Genomic DNA, 18,902 nt, shown 5'->3' with positions numbered 1-18,902 from the left:
CTAATTACTTTTTGAAAGGATTATTACCTTCTCTCATAAAAACTGTACCCATTTTTTGATATTGGATTGGCTGACCTTTTACACAGGCTGTATAAATTCCACTCCCGAATCCATTTTGCGCTCTGATAATAGTTACCTCTTTTTCCTCAACACCGTTATCAATGGCTACAAACTTTTTTAGTCGGTTGTTCTTGATTGGTTCTTTAAAATCTTTAGGTAAATCACATTCTTTTGCAGTTTCTTTTGGTTTTTCCTCCTGCGCAAAAAATAATACTGGTGTCGTTGCTAATAATAGCGTAAAAAATAATTTTTTCATATTGATAAATTTTAAAAAATTGTAGTTTAAAAACAGTTGTTTATAGCCGTTGTATTTGTTGGTTTAGGCGTTTTGTTGGTTTGAATATTTGAATCGATTTTTGCCGTGTTTCCGTGCGTTATACAATATCCTATTGGCTCTTGTTTAGAATGACTACAATTGATACCTAAAGTTGGTAATATCAGAATCAAAACCTTTAGACGGTATCTTTTGAAAAACAGGACGATAAGAGTGTATGCTAACCAAAATAGCAGGAGGTATTTGTAATCAGTAAATACAGATTTTGCATACAACACGCCTTTGTTTGAGTAGCTTTTAAACTCAGAATCATACAGTAGCTCACTGCACATCATTCCGTTTGTCGGTAAATCTATCTTTGTTCCGAATGGCGTAGTCTGATACAATGCGCCAACAGGCGTTGTGCGGGTGTCATACGTTCCGCTAATAACAATCTTATGTCCGTAGTCTATTGTAGGATTGCTAAGATTCGGGATGTAGGAAAATGTACTGTAATGTTCTATCGCAAAAACTGTTACAAATGCTAGTGCAAAACCTATCAGTATCGATTTAGGGATGTTTTTGTCTATTTGAATAGTTTTCTTTTCCATAATTATCTTGTTCGTATGTAATTAGAATTGCTTTCCAAATGAGTAATCATTTTCAAAAATATCTGAAAGTAGTCGTAATCATTCATAAATACTTCTCTGGATATGTTTTGAATATTATCACGAAATAGTTTGTAACTGTTTTCTGTCCCGAATTTATGGTCTTGATATGCGGTATCAATACATATCTGTCTTAGGTTGTTTTCATCAAATATTTTTGAAATCAGCACTGGAATTACTTCCGTACCGTCTTTGAACTTGTAATTTAACCCGTAGTTTCGTAGTTGGTAATACTTATTGAGATAATCTGTTTTAGATAGATTGTTGCAATCAAATTTTTCCTGTGAGAATACTGTTATACCCATGAACAACAGAAGAGAAATAAAGACTTTTTTCATAGTGATTTATTGCATCACTCAGTCCCAAAGTGAAAGGTTATTAATACAGAAAGCGTGGGACTAAGCCTTATTGGTCTCAGGCATCGCCAAACGCCCCACCCCAAAATAAGTTTAGCCCACGCCATAGCGTAGGCATTAACCTATTATTCATTTGAGGTGTGTATCTTAATTTTGGCGATTTTGAGACACTCAAATAATAGCTAACGCTTTATATTTTTTCGTTAAAATTCTAGCTACAAAAATATGAAATTTTACGAATCTTTCTGCTTTGCTCAAAAAACCTGTGAAATTTTTTCAGCATTAAAGATTTTATCTAGGTTTTAGGTATGGTAAGTAGTTTCTATGTTTTTATAGGGGGATTGAAAAATCAGATTTTAAATAGGCTCATTTTTGTTAATATATATCTGCCTATTAACCCCAAAACGATAAAGCTATCTAGCCATATATACTCAAATTTATCTCATAATTAATCTCTCTCTAACAATTCTAAACCAACATTTCGTGTTACTATGGCAGACGGTCTGTGGTGTTCTGTATGTGATGTTGATTTTACCTGCGGAGTTTCGGGAAAATGTATAATACTTGGGTTACTAATTACACCACCCGTCAAATTTTCATGTAAAAATGCACCCCCTATACCAAATCTCAAAATTTTGAATATGTATCGGGTGTGTACCTACTATAACGGTTTGGGTGTGGGTTGTAGTAGTTTTTTCGTAGTGTCCCCTATGCTCGGATTTTGTTTTTCTCAGACCTGCTTTTGTTTTTATGCGCTCGGAGTGGTTAAAAAGATTTTAACTAACCTTGAAAAGTATTGATATTTTGAGTAAAAAGTGTCTTAAAAGCTGGTGGTTATCGTGTTTTTTACGTATCTTTACTCTGTACTTAACTACTAAAAATAACCTTGTGTCTTTGGATACAAGGCTTACATAAAATAAAAAAGCCTTGAAGCGGTGCAACGCAACAAGGCAACATCAATAAATTTTAACGTATCTAAAACTTATCAACATGACAAATTTACGAAATTGTCTTGATACTGCGAGTATCTATGTAGGAACCTATGCCAAGTACAACAACGGCTCATTATTTGGGAAATGGCTTGATTTAGCCGATTACTCAGACTATGACGAACTAATTACCGCAATGTATGAGCTTCATTCTGACGAACAAGACCCTGAATTTATGTTTCAGGACTACGAATGTCCTTTTCTTGAAAAAATGGGATTGTTGAGCGAATGTCATATATCTAAAGACATTTACGAAATAATTGAACAAATTAACGATTCAGGACATGACTTAGAGGTTTACGAAGCCTGTTTAGATTGTTTAGGAAATATAGATTTCCACAGTTTATACGAGTATGTAAATAATTTTTATTACGGCGAGTTCGGAAGTGATGAAGATTTTGTACAATGGCTTTACGAAGATGATACTTTTAATATTCCTAATTGGGTTGTGATTGATTGGAGCGCAACTGCACGAAGCATAATGTTTGATTATTTTGAAAGTAACGGACATTATTTTAAATCGTAGTATATTTGTATTATTATAATAACTTATTGTATTCTTAAAATTCAAATAAGTTTAATTAAATTCAAACAGATTTAAAAAAGTACATTTCAAAAATTTGGGTACAACTTTGGGTACAAAAATAAAAAAGAGAAAATGTAATTGTTTATAAATCAATAAATTACAAATTCTCTTTAGTTTGAAAAGTGGAGTTGGAGGGATTCGAACCCTCGTCCAAACAAGCAATACATAAGATTTCTACATGCTTATTCTACCATTGGTTTTCGACTGGAGGCAGAGGATAGACACCCAACTTCCAGCTTATCTTCTAAAGTTTTCGAGTTTTAGCCAAAGTATCTAAAACCTTATTCCCGCATTCCTATATCCCAGGATCAAACGCCGCAGAACAGAGCATTTGTGGAATATCTTGCTTCCTTACTATCTTCAGGAAAGCGCTTAGATCTACTATAATTCGATATTAAGCTGCAAGAGCGAACTCTTCGTTGCCAGTTAAAGTTGTGTAGCAAGGGATTTAAGAGATCGCGCTACGGTTCTCTGCATGCTTACTTACCCATTGATCTTGCTGTCGAAACCAGTCAACCCCATGAATAAAGTGAATGCAAAGATAAAGTATTTTGTTCAAATACCATTAATACTGGCTATAGCTTTTTTTAATAATAGTAATTATTCAAAATTTTGATTTCGGTTAATAAAAAAATGCCGGTTATTTTACCGGCATTGAAAAGCTTATTCTCTGTTCTTTAAAAGTACCCAGCCGGATAATTCCATAGGTTTCTTAGTGAATCGGTCTTCCCATGATAACTTGTACCAATAGGTATCGGTAGGCAGAGGTCTTCCTAAATATTTTCCATCCCATATAGGATTTTTTGAAGTGATTTTAAAAACCTCTTTCCCATATCGGTCAAAAATATTGCCTGCAAAATTTCCGTATTTACTGATGATACTGAAGTTGAGAACATCGTTGATACCATCAGAATTAGGAGTGATGATATTAGCCATAAAAAATGTATAATATTCTGCTATTGAAGAACAGGATGTCCCTTTATTTCTTACCGATACAGGATATTGAGTGTTTCTGAGTACATTATTGAAGATGTTGGAGGTTTGCCATGTTAGCTCTCCGTCGATAGAATATTCCATAGGAGTAGTGCCATTGTTTTTAGCAATAATTGTTAAAACAGGATCTTTATAAAGGATCTTCAAAATTTGTGGTCTCGGAATATAGGAAACGATAGAAGTAAAAGTTTTAGAACAATAACCATTACTTATGGTTACCGTATAAGTTCCCTCAGTATTTACATTGATGGTCTGTGTGGTTGCTCCGGTATTCCATCTGTAAGTATAATTTAACCCTGATCCGGCATCCAGAATGGCTTTGTCCCCCTGGCAAATCTCTATATCATGCAATGTAGATGCAATCTCAGGTACCACCCGGATAGTAATAGTTGCTGTTCCTGTACATCCGTTTGCTCCTGTACCGGTTACAGAATATGTTGTAGTGGTCCCTGGACTGACAGTTTGTGTGTTTCCTGTTCCCGAAAGGCTATTCCATGTATAAGTTGTGGCTCCGGATGCAGTTATGGTAACAGATTCTCCTTTACAGATGGTCAGTTGTGGAGAAGAAAGGATAACAGTGGGCGGAGTGGTATTTTTAGTCACAGTAACGGAAGCTTGTTTTACACATCCGTTACGGGTTGCACTGGTAATGGTGAGCGTATAAGTTCCTCCATTATTGACAATCGGGGTAAGAGTATTCCCTCCGGAGACAATATTTCCACCGGCGGTTGCAGCCCATAAAAATGTAGCTCCGGTTTGATACACGGAAGAGCTGGCGTCTAAAGTGATTTGTGAAGTTGTACAGGTAATTGAGGCTGGAGTTGCAATATTGACTGCAATTAATGGATCCATTGTTACCGTAACAGATTTTTGATATTGGCATCCGGCAGGAGTGGTTACGGTCACTGTATAGATTCCCGCAGTTGTTACTGTGTTAGCGGCGGTGTTTACTCCATTGGACCAGGCGAAAGTATTTCCCGTACCCGAGGCGGTTGCTGTTAATGTAGTAGATGAACCCTGACAGAAGACTGTGTTTCCCGTAACCTGAAGATTAGGATCTGTTCCTGCTCCGATCGTAATACTTACCGGATCACCGATACAGGCTCCATTGGTATTTGTTAAAGTATATGTTCCGGCTGTGGTGACGGTAATGGATGGCGTAGTAGCACCTGTAGACCACGTATTTCCGGTAGGTATACTTGATGTTAAAATTACACTGTTACCATTACATATTGCAGTTGATGAAGCAGTAATCACAGGTGTGGGTTTAACATTTATAATTAACTGAAGTTCTGCAATTTTAGCACAAGTTGTAGACTTTATTCTTACATAAATAGTCGCATTCCCTGATACATAAGCTGTTGGATTGACAATAGTATTGGTGTTGCCAGCAATTGCATCTGCCTGAGAAACATAATAATCAAAACTTACTCCTGGAGTTGAACTGAGGTTATTTTGAGCTGAGGTTAAATCAAAAGTAGCTGTCGTTGCACTAGAACACTGGCTTAAACTAGCATTTTGAATCGTAGGAACAACTCCCTGAGTAACAGCCACTGATTTTTGATATTGGCATCCAGTCGGAGTTCTGACTGTTACAGTATAAGTTCCTGGTGATGAAATAGATACAGTATTTCCGCTTGTGCCATTAGACCAGGTATAGGTATTTCCTGTGCCTGTCGAAGATGCTGTAAGTTGGGTCGGGGATTCACACAATATAGTGCTTCCCATGATTTGGATATTTGGATCAGATTCAGCGGTAATTGTTATAGAAGCAGGTTGACTTGTACATCCAGTAGTTGTGTTGGTTAATGTATAAGTTCCAGGAGTGCTTACAGTAATCGTAGGCGTTGTTTCACCTGTTGACCATGTATTTCCAGTAGCCTGACTGGAGGTAAGAGTAATATTTCCACCATTACAGATAGTAGAAGAAGAAGCTGTAATCGTAGGAGTTGTTGTCGTACTGATACTAAGCTGAAGTTCTGCAATTTTAGCACAAGTTGCAGATTTTACTCTGACATAAATAGTCGCATTCCCTGATACATAAGCTGTTGGATTGGCAATAGTATTGTTATTTCCTGCAATCGCATCTGCCTGAGAGACATAATAATCAAAACTTACTCCGGGAGTTGAGCTTAGATTATTTTGAGCTGAGGTTAAATCAAAAGTAGCAGTTGTTGCAGTAGAACATTGGCTTAAACTGGCGTTTTGAACAGCCGGAACAACTCCTTGAGTAACAGCCACTGATTTTTGATATTGGCATCCGGCCGGAGTTCTGACTGTTACAGTATAAGTTCCTGGTGCTGAAACAGACATGGTATCTCCATTTGTACCATTAGACCAGGTATAGGTATTTCCTGTGCCCGTCGAAGATGCTGTAAGTTGGGTCGGTGATTCACACAATATAACGTTTCCAGTAATTTGGATATTCGGATCAGATTCCGCGGTAATCGTTATGGAAGCAGGTTGACTTGCACATCCCGCTGTTGTGTTGGTTAATGTATAAGTTCCAGGAGTGGTTATAGTAATAGTGGATGTTGTTTCGCCCGTTGACCATGTATTTCCTGTAGCTTGGCTGGATGTAAGGGTAATATTTCCACCATTACAAATAGTAGAAGAGGAAGCGGTAATCGTAGGAGTCGATGTCGTACTGATACTAAGCTGAAGTTCTGCAATTTTTGCACAAGTTGTAGACTTTACTCTGACATAAATAGTCGCATTCCCTGATATATAAGCCGTAGGATTAGCAATAGTATTGGCATTTCCTGCGATGGCATCTGCCTGAGAGACATAATAATCAAAACTTACTCCCGGAGTTGAACTGAGATTATTTTGAGCTGAGGTTAAATCAAAAGTCGCAGTTGATGTGGTAGAACATTGGCTTAAGCTGGCATTTTGAACAGCCGGAACAACTCCCTGAGTAACAGTTACTGATTTTTGATATTGGCATCCGGCCGGAGTTCTGACAGTTACAGTGTAAGTTCCTGGTGCTGAAACTGAAATAGAGTTTCCATTTGTACCATTAGACCAGGTATAGATATTTCCTGTACCGATTGAAGATGCTGTGAGTTGAGTCGGTGACTCACATAATGCAAGGTTTCCTGTAATTTGTATATCTGGGTTTGCCTCTCCTGTAATAGTAATGGAGGCAGGTGAGCTGGTGCATCCGGTCGAGTTATTAGTGAGTGTATAAGTTCCCGGGGTGATTACAGTAATTGTAGGTGTTGTTTCACCGGTTGACCAAGTATTTCCGGTAGTTTGATTAGACGTTAAGGTTATGCTTCCTCCATAACACAGAATAGGTGAGGAAGCTGTAATAGTAGGTGTTGGAGCAGAAGTAATAGTAAGTTGTATTCTGGCATCCGAATTGTCACATAAAATCTGTGCAGGATCTTTGATGGAAACAGCAATTGTTGTATTTGAGTTAAACTGAAAATTAGTTGGGTTAGCAATAGGAGTTGAACTTCCTTGTATATAATAAGTAAAAGTATAATTACCTGGATTGGAAGTGAATTGAGAGTTGAATGAAGTAAGATCAACTGTATTACTTCCCGGACAGAAAGATTTTGTAATGATACTCTGCAAAACCGGTACTTTATCTGTATAGATTTTTACATTTTTAATTGAATGTCTCGCTGAGGCTCCTCCTGTTGATGCTGAAAAGCCAAAATATCCCTGTGTCATCGTAGTTGCACCACCCGACGGTGCAAATGACTGAGAGGTAATCGTGTTGCCATCAATCTTTATTGTGATAATCCAGTTGGCTGGAGTTGTAGGATCTATTTTTCCTGTGACTTCAACACGTTTATATGTAGGTCCTGTAAAAGGTTGTGTAGAATTAAGGTCAGGAGAATGAAATGAACTTCCGGCCGTATTGAAGAATTCTATATTATTAGTATCTGTTGTATTTTGTACCACTCCATAGGCTACATGTACTTTGCTCATTGAAGAAGAAGTAGCATTATTGAAAATATCAAATCCAAGCATAAGCCCTACAGCGTTTTGGGGAATACCTAATCCTGATCCACCCTGGCTGGTAACAGGTGGGTTGGCCAAATACCAGAAAGCAAAACCATCTCCTTTTCCAAAACTGGAAGTACCACTTCCGTCAATCCTGAAATCAAATTCTACCCGCCATTTGTCACAATACTTAAGGTTAATTGGGGCATTTAATTTGATAGCTCCGGATGCACCTGTTATGTCGTCAACGAGTCTGACAAAATCCCCGCTTACAATTGTACTTGGAACTAATGTCCATCCAGTGGTGTTTACAGGATTTCCCGTTAATTGATATGTTTGCGATAAAGCCTTATTTGTACATAGTAATAAGATGAAAAAATATAAAAGTAGATTTTTTTTCATTAGCTTTTTTTGTTTGATTTTACAAATCTATTTTATTTTATTTCTTTGATAATCTGATGGTTGTGTAAATAATAAAGAGATTTATACGGCATTTTTGTTTTTATTTCTTTTTTCTAAAAAAAAATCTAATTTTTTACATTAAATTCAATTGAATACTGAACTTTGATGGTTTTTGAAAAAAAGTTTTGTGAAATATTTTGCAGTTAATGAAAAAAAAAGTACTTTTGCAATCCAAAATGAGATGTAAAATATGTTAATAATTCCAGTTAAAGATGGTGAATCCATCGACAGAGCTTTAAAAAAATACAAAAGAAAATTTGATAAAACAGGTACAGTTCGTCAATTAAGATCTAGACAAGCGTTTATCAAGCCTTCTGTAACTTTGAGACAATCTAAGTTGAAAGCTGCTTACAAGCAAAGAGCACTTAGCAAGGAAGAGCAGGCTTAAGAATTTTTTCTTAAACACATATTAATTCACTTCTTAAATTCTTATATTTGAGGAGTGAATTTTTATTTTTATACCTATGATGCTGGAAAAGTTTTTAGAATACTTACAATTCGAAAAAAGGTACTCACCTCATACCATTACAAGCTACAAAAAAGACCTTGATGACTTTTCCCATTTCTACCTCCGAACAGAATCTTCTGAAGACCTGGCGAAAGCCGACAAGAAAATAATTCGAAATTTTATCGTTGAACTAAGTGAAAACAATATTTCCAAAAGAAGTATCAACAGAAAATTATCGTCACTCCGAAGTTTTTATCTTTTCCTTCTCAAAATTGGTGAAATCAAGGTTTCTCCTACCGAAGGTATCTCTTCCCTGAAGTTTTATGCTGAAAAACAGATCCCTATCTCCCAGGAAGAAATGACAGATCTTAACGAAAAGGTTTTCGAGCAACTCCATAATATTCTTGAAAAATGCATTATCGAAGTACTTTATCAAACCGGGATGCGGAAAGCTGAGCTTTGTGGCCTGATATTTGAGAATGTTGACTTATACGGAAATGAATTAAAAGTAATAGGAAAAGGGAATAAAGAAAGGGTAATTCCCATTTCCAATGAATTGTCTGAACTCCTTACGAGTTATCTGGAAATAAGAAAACCACAGACAGAATATCAATCCTATTTTTTTGTAAATAAGACCGGGAAAAAACTCAACGAAAAATTTGTTTATGTGGTAGTTAATAAGTACCTTAGTCTTATAACAACAAAAGAAAAAAAAAGTCCTCACATCCTTCGGCATAGCTTTGCTACCCACGTGTTGGATAATGGGGCGGAGATCTCCAAAGTAAAAAAAATATTAGGGCATTCCAGTCTTGCCAGTACTCAAGTCTATACGAATGCTAATATTGAACAATTGAAAAAAGTGTTTAATCAGGCTCACCCTCGAGCATCAAAAAAAGAAGAATTATGAAGATTTCAGTTCAATCAATTGGTTTAACACCACACGAACCACTAGAGTCACACATCGAAAAAAAAGTAAGTAAACTAGACACGTTCTATGACAAAATTCATGAATGTAAGATCTTTTTGAAAGTAGAAAATAATTCGGATAAAGCGAATAAAACAGCTGAGATTATTTTGGCGGTTCCGGGAGACGATATCGTAGTAAAGAAGACTTCTGTAAGTTTTGAAGAAAGTTTGGATCTTTGTGTTGATACAGCTAAAAAGCTACTAATCAAGAAAAAAGAAATGGCTTAGGAAAAAAAGTTAAAAAAAGTTTATAAAATATTTGAGAATTCAAAAAATCCGTTCTATATTTGCACTCGCAAAAAAGGAACAGCGATCTTTTGAATTCTTTTTTATTTTGCCTCCATAGCTCAGTTGGCCAGAGCACGTGATTTGTAATCTCGGGGTCGTGGGTTCGAATCCCTCTGGAGGCTCAATTAATATAAAATATCTGGGGAGATTCCAGAGTGGCTAAATGGGACTGACTGTAACTCAGTTGCTTCGGCTTCGTAGGTTCGAATCCTGCTCTCCCCACATTTTATATTAGAAAAAAAACTTGCAAGATTAAATTAAATTTCTTAGTTTTGCACAGCGTTTACCAATGGTTTTGGAAACAAAATTGCGGAAGTAGCTCAGTTGGTAGAGCGTCAGCCTTCCAAGCTGAATGTCGCGGGTTCGACCCCCGTCTTCCGCTCAAAAAATCGCCCGATTAAAGTGATTTTTTTAACTGCTGAAAAGTGAAGAGTAGAGTTTCTCAATCACTTTCAGTTCAAAAATATTAAATGCCTCCATAGCTCAGTTGGCCAGAGCACGTGATTTGTAATCTCGGGGTCGTGGGTTCGAATCCCTCTGGAGGCTCAATTTAATATAAAATATCTGGGGAGATTCCAGAGTGGCTAAATGGGACTGACTGTAACTCAGTTGCTTCGGCTTCGTAGGTTCGAATCCTGCTCTCCCCACATTTTATATTAGAAAAAAAGTTGCAAGATTAAATTAAATTTCTTAGTTTTGCACAGCGTTTACCAATAGTTTTGGAAACAAAATTGCGGAAGTAGCTCAGTTGGTAGAGCGTCAGCCTTCCAAGCTGAATGTCGCGGGTTCGACCCCCGTCTTCCGCTCAAAAAAAATCACGCTACTTAGTGTGATTTTTTTAGTTGATGCCGACTTAGCTCAGCGGTAGAGTGCTTCCTTGGTAAGGAAGAGGTCACGGGTTCAAGTCCCGTAGTTGGCTCTCGATTTTCCCGAATTTTTTTCGGGATTTTTTTTTGCCCTATAGTCAACAAAATTTTGGATTTCAATTTTTTTGTTATCTGATTTTTATAATTCCCTCTACCTTTTTTCAGTCTATATTTTATCTTCTTACCTCGGTAATTCGGTCAGTGCCCAAAAAATGATTAAATTCGTGTAAAATAAATTTTTGATGAATATTCTTTTATTAGAAGATGATCTCATTCTGTCCGCAGAACTTTGCCGATTTTTGGAATCAAATAATTTTACCTGTGATAAGATTTATGACGGGGAAACTTTCCTTCGCCAGATTAAAAATAATACCTATGATCTATACCTGCTAGACATCAATGTTCCCAAAGTGAATGGGCTTGATGTATGTCAAACCATTCGTTCTTTTGATAAAAATACTCCTATCATTATCATTTCAGCGTATGGAGATATTTCCGATAAGAAAGATGCTTTTACGAGGCTTGCCGATGATTATCTGGTAAAACCCTTTCAGTTTGAGGAACTGCTTTTAAGAATCAACTCTTTATTAAGAAGAAAAGCTCCGTCTGATGCTTCTGATCAGGATATTATTAGAATCGATGACTTGATCATCAATAAAACAGAACAGAAAGTCTATCGTGGAGGAAATGAAATAACCCTTACCTTAAAGGAATTTCAATTATTGGTTTACCTTGCGGAAGCGCAGGGAAGAACAGTTTCTAAACAGCAGATCACTGAGCATGTATGGGAACATAACTTTAATACCAATACCAATACGGTAGAGGTCTACATCAATTTTTTAAGAAAGAAAATTGATAAAGATTTTAAAATAAAACTCATCCACACCCGTTCCGGTTTCGGATATTATTTAAGTCCATTATAAATGTCTTTAAAACGAAAGATAGCATTAACGATCAGTATTGCCTTTTCATTGCTTTTTGGAATGGTGATGGCTGTTATTTATTTATCTTTTAATGATTTTAGAAGAGATGAGTTTAAAGAAAGATTCAGGCAGAGGCTGGAGTTTACGACTCATTTTATTTCGAAATCTAAGGATTTTGAGGAAGAGGCACCTGTTTTTTTTAATGAAAATTCAGACAATATCCTTTTAAATGAGACTATTTTAATTTTCAATCAAAAAAAAGAACTGATCTACAGTACTATTAAAGACCGAAATGTTACCTGGGATAATGCAATGCTAAGGGAACTGGATAAAAAGAAGACCATCTACACAGAAAAGACAGTTCCTGAAATTTATGCGGCATTAAAAAATATCAACGGCGAGAATTATTACATCCTGACCAGTGCTTTTGATACCAACGGTAAATCAAAATTGGGTTATCTTAAATATCTCTTGATTACCGCTTATGTGATGAGCACGCTTCTTATCGGATTCTTCAGCTATTATTTTGTGGAAAAATTTCTACATCCTCTCGAAGATCTGAATAAGGAAATCTCAGAAGTTACAGCCCATAAATTAACCACCCAGATTCCGGTTCAGCATTCTAATGATGAAATAAGCGTTCTTGCCAATTCATTTAATACCATGATCGCAAGGTTGAACGATGTCTTCCAGTCACAGAAAGATTTTACGGCCAGCGCATCACATGAAATCCGGACTCCGATCACAAGGATGGCCTTTCAGTTGGAAAACCTGATAAAATTTGAAGAACATTCCCCAGAGACCCTATTGTCTTTACAAAGGATTCAGCGGGATGTTTACCAACTATCCGATCTCACCAATTCATTATTATTACTGACTAAGTTTGATAAAGAAAATATTCAGACGATTTATGAAGAAGTAAGAATTGATGAAGTGATTTTTGAAGCATTTGAAGGGGTGGAAAAAAGCTACCCGGATCTGAAGCTGGATTTCCTGATTACTGAAGAAACTTCAGAAAATGCTCTTTTAACCATAAGCGGAATTCAGTCACTGTTGGTGATTGTCTTTCTTAACCTGTTCAAAAATGCAGCAATATATTCAGATAATACTGAAGTGAAGGTTTTAATCACTGAAACAAATGAACACCTTGCTGTAGAAGTCATCTCTCACGGGGACACTATTTCCCAGGAAGAGCAGCCCAAGTTATTTGAAGCTTTTATGAGAGGAACTAATACTCAAAATATAAACGGATCCGGATTAGGACTCAGGATTGTAAAGCGTATTTTGGAATATCATGGTGCTGAAATTCTCTATTCTTCCCCTGCGGAGCTCATCAATGAGTTCGCAATTACTTTTAAAAAATAAAACAGTTCAATCGCTTTTTGGAAATAATATTGCAGTTTTTGTTAAACTGTAGATTGAGTTTTTCTTAAAATTCAAACAGTGGAGAAAAATTTTAATCCACTATGGTTTTGAATAATTGTAAGAAATCGCCCTGTTTAAGGACATTTTAATTTTTTTTTAAGGCTCATTTAAGTTTCTTTTAATCACATCAAAGCAATTTTGTAATTTAAAAAGAAAAAATAATGAACAGAATTGCAGTGCTGTGCCTTACCATTTCCTCATTCGTGGCGGCACAACAGCAAATGTCCCTCTCGGACTGTGAAGAAGCTTTTCAGAAAAATAACCTCCAGTTGCTTGCTGCGCAGTATAATATCAGCGAAGCAGAAGCAGATGTTATTCAGGCAAAAATATGGGATCTTCCTAACCTTTCGGTTGAGTTGAATGCCTTTGACCCTGAAAATAATAAAGTTCTTCATATAGGCAGTACGGGAGCAAAAGAATTTGGTATCGATCAGCTCCTGGTCCTGGGGGGTAAAAGAAAAAATGAAATTGCCTTTGCGAAATCGAATAAAGAAATTGCAGAACTTCAGTTCAAAGGACTTATTATAGATTTAAGAACACAACTGAGAAATACTTTCTACAGTATTATTTTTGATGAAAAGAAAGAAGACAATATAAATCTTCAGCTTAAATATATTACCAATCTTTTGAATGCCTATGAAAATCAGAATAAAAAAGGCAATGTTTCTTTAAAAGATGTAGTGAGACTTCAATCACTGGTTATCGGATTGCAAAGTGATAAAACTGAAGTTACCAACAATATTATTCAGCAGAAACAAACGCTGAAGTTGCTTACCGGAAGTCAGACCGAAATTCAACCCAGTATTTCTGAGGAAGAGTTGGAGCAGTTGTTCAACAGACAACCCTTGACCAATATGGAAGAGTTGCAACAAAAAGCATTAGACAACAATACCAATTATCTTACCTTTATTAAGATAACACAAAGCAGCCAGCTTAACCTGAAATGGCAAAAATCACTCAATACACCGGATTTAACTGTCGGAGCTCGCTATACCCAACGAGGGGCAGCTTTTGATAATCAGGTAGCTGTTTCTTTTGGAATCCCTATTCCGTTATGGAAAAAAAATAAAGGGAACGAGATGAAAGCAGAATATCAGATAGAAGAAAATAAGAAAGATGAGGCGAGACAGAAAGAAGAACTGCTGTCCCAGGTCAATTCCACCTATAAAATATGGGACAATCAATACCAGCAGTATTATACCTTGCAGCCCCATGATTTTAAAAATATGGATCTCGTATTTAATGGGATTGTAAGTAACTTTCAGAAAGGAAACGTAAGTCTTATTGATTTTACTGACTTTATGGAAAGTTATAAACAAAGCGTTCTGCATATCTACGAAATGAAAAAACAGATCATGCTTTCAGCCGAGCAACTTAATCAACTAGTACAAACGAAAATCTTCTATTAAAACAATGAAAAAATATATAATCCCGGTATTAGTAGGTCTATCATTCATAGCCTGCTCTAAAAAAGAGGAAGAAAAACCCAATCAGGCCAAAAAAGGTTTTGAGTTGAGCAATACCATGCTAAACTCTATTACCTTATCAAAAGCTGAAAAAAAGAATATAGAAAACGAATATAATTTTTACGGAAAGATTTCTGCTGATAAAAACAGTTATATTGATGTTTACCCATTGGTAGGGGGAAATGTGATGAGTGTAAATGTTGAATTAGGAGATTATGTAAAGAAAGGGCAGGTTCTGGCCACCATAAGAAGTACCGAGCTTGCAGAAATTCAAAAAGACGTAAGTGATGCCAAAACTGATTTGGTAGTTGCCAAAAATAACTTGCGTGTCTCCAAAGAATTATATGAAGGAAAGCTAAATACTGAAAGAGATGTCCTGGAAGCGAAAAGTCAGTTACAGAAAGCACAAGACCAGTTGCAGAGAGCGACTGCTGTAAGTACCGTTTATAATGTGAAAACTGGAAATATATATAGTGTTGTGGCTCCTATCAACGGCTATATCGTTCAAAAAAACATCAATAAGGATATGCAGCTGAGAAGCGACCGTAGTGAAAATATTTTTGACGTTGCCAATACAACCAATGTATGGGCAATCATGAACGTCAACGAGTCTGATATTGATAAAATAAGTCTTGGAATGAAAGCACAGGTTTCTACGCTTTCTTATCCTGATAAAGCTTTTGACGGGAAAATTGATAAAATATTCAAGATTATAGATCCTCAAACCAATGCCATGCAGGCAAGAGTAGTTCTTGATAATGCCAACGGACTGTTGATTCCCGATAGTAAAGCAACAATTAAGGTTTCCAGTTTAGAAAACAACAGCATGCTGACTGTTCCGTCTAAAGCGGTCATTTTTGATGATAACAAAAGTTTTGTTGTTATTTTCAAGTCAAGAACAGACGTGAAAATCAGAGAAGTTAAAGTATTGAAGCAGGTTGGCGATATTACCTATATCGCAGATGGTCTTAAAGAAGGAGAAGAAGTGATTACCAATAACCAATTGTTGATATACCGCTCTTTGAATAGCTAAAATTGTAGTGATTTAAAATAAATTCTTTCAACGACTTTTTTAGGTCATCAATTTATCTGTTATGAATAAATTCATTAAAAATATAATCGCTTTTTCATTAAAAAATAAAGCCTTTACCTTTATCTGGGTAGCTATTCTGGCAATAGCCGGGTTTATAAGTTTCAAAAATATGCCCATTGAAGCTTTTCCGGATGTTACCAATACCCAGATTGTTATCATTACCCAATGGAATGGACGTAGTGCGGAAGAAGTAGAACGCTTTGTCACTACCCCCATCGAATTGGCCATGAGCCCGGTTCAGAAGAAAACCAGTGTGAGAAGCACCACCATGTTTGGGCTTTCCATTGTTAAAATTCTGTTTGATGACGGGGTGGATGATACTTTTGCAAGAAATCAGGTCAATAACCAATTAAGAACCATTAATCTTCCTGATGGAGTAGATCCTGAAGTACAACCACCCTACGGGCCTACCGGCGAGATTTTCAGATATACGCTGGAAAGTAAAACAAAAGATTCCCGAAATTTGCTTACCCTGCAAACCTGGGTTATTGACCGTGCTTTAAGAGGAGTACCGGGAGTTGCAGATATCAATGTTTTTGGTGGACAGGATAAAGTATTTGAATTAAGTATCGATCCCAGAGCCTTAGATAAATACAACCTGACTCCGCTTCAGGTATATGATGCGGTTACAAAGAGTAACCTGAACGTAGGTGGTGACGTTATTGAAAAAAACGGTCAAGCTTATGTAGTCCGTGGAATCGGATTGGTAAAATCTGCCGGTGATATTGGAAATATTACCATTCAGAATGACAGTGGAAACCCGGTGCTGGTAAAAAATGTAGCGGAAGTTCATGAAAGCTCGATGCCTAGAGTAGGGCAGGCTGCTTTAAATAATCACGATGATACGGTAGAAGGAATTGTCGTGATGAGAAAAGGAGAGAATCCGAGAGAAGTTCTGATAGGCGTAAAAGCGAAAATTAAGGAACTGAATGAAAAGATTCTTCCAAAGGACGTCAAAATGGTAACTTTCTACGATCGTGACAACCTGATGGATTTTACAACAAAAACGGTAATGCATAACCTTATTGAAGGAATTGTATTGGTAACGGTAATTGTTTTAATTTTCATGGCAGACTGGAGAACAACGTTGATTGTTTCGATTATCATCCCATTGTCCCTGTTGTTTGCATTTCTATGTTTAAAAATGGCAGGCATGAGCGCCAATCTACTTTCATTAGGAGCGGTAGACTTTGGAATTATCATCGATGGAGCCGTCGTCATGGTGGAAGGGCTATTTGTAATGCTCGACCACAAAGCTCATAAATATGGAACGGAAAAATTTAATAAACTGGCAAAAGGAGGCTGGATCAAGCAGACGGGAACCGGCTTAGGAAAGGCTATTTTCTTTTCAAAATTAATTATCATTACCTCTCTGATCCCGATTTTCTCATTTCAAAAAGTGGAAGGGAAAATGTTTTCACCTTTGGCGTTTACCCTGGGATTTGCATTAATAGGAGCTTTGATATTCACATTAACTTTGGTTCCGGTACTTTCACATATCCTTTTAAATAAGAATGTAAAAGAAAAAAATAATCCGTTTGTGAATTTCTGGGACAGAATTGTTCTGAAAGGATTCAATCTGACCTTTAAAAATAAAAGGATGAGTATGATTGTTGCAATTTCTTTCCTGGCAGTGACTTTATTCTCCGGAAAATTTCTGGGAACTGAATTTCTTCCTCAACTGAATGAAGGATCACTTTGGATTACTGCAGAAATGCCGATGAGTTCATCATTAAAAGAATCTTTGAAAACTGCCAATCTTTTGAAGAAAGATATTATGAGTTTTTCCGAAGTTACCGATGTTTTGGCACAAACGGGTAGAAGTAATGACGGAACTGACCCCAACGGTTTTGGATTCGTACAATTTGCAGTAAATCTTAAACCTCGGGAAGAATGGAAGCGGAAGATCACCTATGATGAGTTGATTACGGAAATTGATAAAAAGCTGAGAAGCTACCAGGGAATTACGTTTAACTATTCCCAACCGATTTCAGATAACGTGGCAGAAGCTGTGGCAGGATTTAAAGCTGAAAATGGAATTAAAATTTATGGAGACAACTTGGAGACGTTAGACAAACTGGCTCATGAAGTTTTAACCAAAATCAAAGATGTTGATGGGGTGAAAGATCCCGGAATCATTAAAAATATTGGTCAGCCGGAAGTAAGTGTGGTTCTGGACAGAGATAAAATGGCGGCTTACGGGGTAATGCCTGCCGATGCTCAGGCAGTATTGGAAATGGCTTTTGGAGGTAAAACAGCTTCCGAAATGTTTGACGGAGAGAGAAAATTTCCCATCCGTCTCCGTTATTCCCAGGAATACAGAACCGATGAAAATGATATCGCTTCTCTGATGGTTCCTACGCAGGACGGTGCCAAAATTCCTTTAAAAGAAATCAGTAATATCGTTAAAGATAACGGAGCAGCCTTTATCTACAGAGATAATATTAAAAGGTATATTGGAGTAAAATTCTCTATCCGTGACAGAGATTTAGGAGGAACCATTGCCGACGCCCAGAAAAAAGTAGCGACTATTGAACTTCCAGATGGCTATTCTATCGGATGGACGGGGCAGTTTGAAAACCAGCAACGTGCCTCACACAGATTGACACAGGTAGTACCGGTAAGTATCCTGATGATATTTTTCCTTCTTTTTATTCTGTTTGGAAATATAAAAGACTCACTACTTGTACTGGCCAATGTTCCGTTTGCTCTGATCGGAGGAATTATTGCCCTGCATGTTACCGGAATCAATTTTGGTATTTCTGCAGGGGTGGGAATGATTGCCCTTTTGGGAATCTGTATCCAGAATGGAGTAATTCTTATTACAGAATTCCATCAGAATATGAGAGACGGGATGGATATAGACTCCGCGATACTCAACGGAGTAAAATCCAGAACCAGACCTGTAATTATGACCGCACTGATGGCGTCCATTGGACTTATGCCGGCCGCTTTATCCACAGGTATCGGATCTGAATCTCAAAAACCTCTGGCCATTGTGATCATTGGTGGGCTGATTACAGCAACGGTACTTACGCTGCTTATTTTCCCGATTATTTTCTGGATATTTAACAGCCATAAAAAGCTGCGTGAAGCTTGATTA

Annotated in this window: 13 protein-coding genes, 7 tRNA genes and 1 other RNA gene; 16 read left to right on the top strand and 5 right to left on the bottom strand. The window is 36.9% G+C overall.

Going from position 1 to position 18,902, the window contains the following annotated elements; translation table 11 throughout:
• Positions 1-4 precede the first annotated feature (4 nt).
• Genes EG342_RS02385 through EG342_RS02375 form a run of 3 tightly spaced genes read right to left on the bottom strand, consistent with a single transcriptional unit; the run spans position 5 to position 1,319 of the window.
• Positions 5-316 (bottom strand): hypothetical protein, encoded by a 312-nt coding sequence (locus tag EG342_RS02385; RefSeq protein ID WP_103291885.1) that lies wholly within the window; start codon positions 314-316, stop codon positions 5-7.
• A 26-nt stretch (positions 317-342) separates the two neighbouring features.
• Complete coding sequence (locus EG342_RS02380) at positions 343-924, bottom strand: hypothetical protein (protein ID WP_185126900.1); 582 nt, start codon at positions 922-924, stop codon at positions 343-345.
• A gap of 2 nt (positions 925-926) precedes the next feature.
• On the bottom strand, positions 927-1,319 hold the full coding sequence (locus tag EG342_RS02375) for a hypothetical protein (protein WP_103291886.1): 393 nt from the start codon (positions 1,317-1,319) through the stop codon (positions 927-929).
• Positions 1,320-2,327: 1,008 nt separating this feature from the next.
• Here EG342_RS02375 and EG342_RS02370 point away from each other — a divergent pair.
• Positions 2,328-2,852 (top strand): antirestriction protein ArdA, encoded by a 525-nt coding sequence (locus EG342_RS02370; protein WP_103291887.1) that lies wholly within the window; start codon positions 2,328-2,330, stop codon positions 2,850-2,852.
• A 180-nt stretch (positions 2,853-3,032) separates the two neighbouring features.
• Here the strand turns inward: EG342_RS02370 and ssrA are convergent.
• Both ssrA and EG342_RS02360 read right to left on the bottom strand, forming a co-directional pair.
• Positions 3,033-3,432, bottom strand: a transfer-messenger RNA (tmRNA) gene (ssrA, locus tag EG342_RS02365).
• A gap of 143 nt (positions 3,433-3,575) precedes the next feature.
• A complete protein-coding gene (locus EG342_RS02360; RefSeq protein ID WP_103291888.1) occupies positions 3,576-8,264 on the bottom strand; it encodes a T9SS type B sorting domain-containing protein in 4,689 nt (1,562 codons plus the stop codon).
• Positions 8,265-8,514: 250 nt separating this feature from the next.
• On the opposite strand from EG342_RS02360, the gene rpsU reads away from it, so the two are divergent.
• The 15 genes from rpsU to EG342_RS02285 all read left to right on the top strand — a co-directional run bounded on the left by rpsU (position 8,515) and on the right by EG342_RS02285 (position 18,899).
• On the top strand, positions 8,515-8,712 hold the full coding sequence (gene rpsU, locus EG342_RS02355; RefSeq protein WP_045501128.1) for a 30S ribosomal protein S21: 198 nt from the start codon (positions 8,515-8,517) through the stop codon (positions 8,710-8,712).
• 79 nt (positions 8,713-8,791) lie between these two features.
• Positions 8,792-9,679 (top strand): tyrosine-type recombinase/integrase, encoded by an 888-nt coding sequence (locus EG342_RS02350; protein ID WP_103291889.1) that lies wholly within the window; start codon positions 8,792-8,794, stop codon positions 9,677-9,679.
• Positions 9,676-9,966, top strand: a complete 291-nt coding sequence (locus EG342_RS02345; RefSeq protein ID WP_103291890.1) for an HPF/RaiA family ribosome-associated protein — start codon at positions 9,676-9,678, stop codon at positions 9,964-9,966. Before EG342_RS02350 ends, EG342_RS02345 begins: the two co-directional genes overlap by 4 nt.
• 108 nt (positions 9,967-10,074) lie before the next feature.
• Positions 10,075-10,148: transfer RNA gene (locus EG342_RS02340), tRNA-Thr, on the top strand.
• 19 nt (positions 10,149-10,167) lie between these two features.
• Positions 10,168-10,248: transfer RNA gene (locus EG342_RS02335), tRNA-Tyr, on the top strand.
• 87 nt (positions 10,249-10,335) lie between these two features.
• A tRNA-Gly gene (locus EG342_RS02330) sits at positions 10,336-10,408 on the top strand.
• Between the two features lie 90 nt (positions 10,409-10,498).
• Positions 10,499-10,572, top strand: a tRNA-Thr gene (locus tag EG342_RS02325).
• 20 nt (positions 10,573-10,592) lie between these two features.
• A tRNA-Tyr gene (locus EG342_RS02320) sits at positions 10,593-10,673 on the top strand.
• A gap of 86 nt (positions 10,674-10,759) precedes the next feature.
• A tRNA-Gly gene (locus EG342_RS02315) sits at positions 10,760-10,832 on the top strand.
• 41 nt (positions 10,833-10,873) lie between these two features.
• Positions 10,874-10,945 (top strand) — tRNA-Thr (locus tag EG342_RS02310).
• Positions 10,946-11,134: 189 nt separating this feature from the next.
• A complete protein-coding gene (locus EG342_RS02305) occupies positions 11,135-11,815 on the top strand; it encodes a response regulator transcription factor (RefSeq protein WP_103291891.1) in 681 nt (226 codons plus the stop codon).
• On the top strand, positions 11,816-13,180 hold the full coding sequence (locus EG342_RS02300) for a sensor histidine kinase (RefSeq protein WP_103291892.1): 1,365 nt from the start codon (positions 11,816-11,818) through the stop codon (positions 13,178-13,180).
• A gap of 221 nt (positions 13,181-13,401) precedes the next feature.
• Positions 13,402-14,649 carry a TolC family protein gene (locus tag EG342_RS02295; RefSeq protein WP_185126901.1) on the top strand — a complete coding sequence of 416 codons (1,248 nt, stop codon included), beginning with the start codon at positions 13,402-13,404 and terminating at the stop codon, positions 14,647-14,649.
• A 4-nt stretch (positions 14,650-14,653) separates the two neighbouring features.
• Positions 14,654-15,739, top strand: a complete 1,086-nt coding sequence (locus tag EG342_RS02290; protein ID WP_103291893.1) for an efflux RND transporter periplasmic adaptor subunit — start codon at positions 14,654-14,656, stop codon at positions 15,737-15,739.
• A 61-nt stretch (positions 15,740-15,800) separates the two neighbouring features.
• Positions 15,801-18,899: an efflux RND transporter permease subunit gene (locus EG342_RS02285; protein ID WP_103291894.1), complete on the top strand. Its 3,099-nt coding sequence runs from the start codon at positions 15,801-15,803 to the stop codon at positions 18,897-18,899.
• Positions 18,900-18,902: the final 3 nt, after the last annotated feature.

This window comes from Chryseobacterium lactis (genome assembly GCF_003815875.1).
Lineage (GTDB): Bacteria > Bacteroidota > Bacteroidia > Flavobacteriales > Weeksellaceae > Chryseobacterium > Chryseobacterium lactis.
The sequence above is the reverse complement of the archived record's forward strand: the minus strand, read 5'-3'. Positions and strand labels throughout refer to the sequence as shown.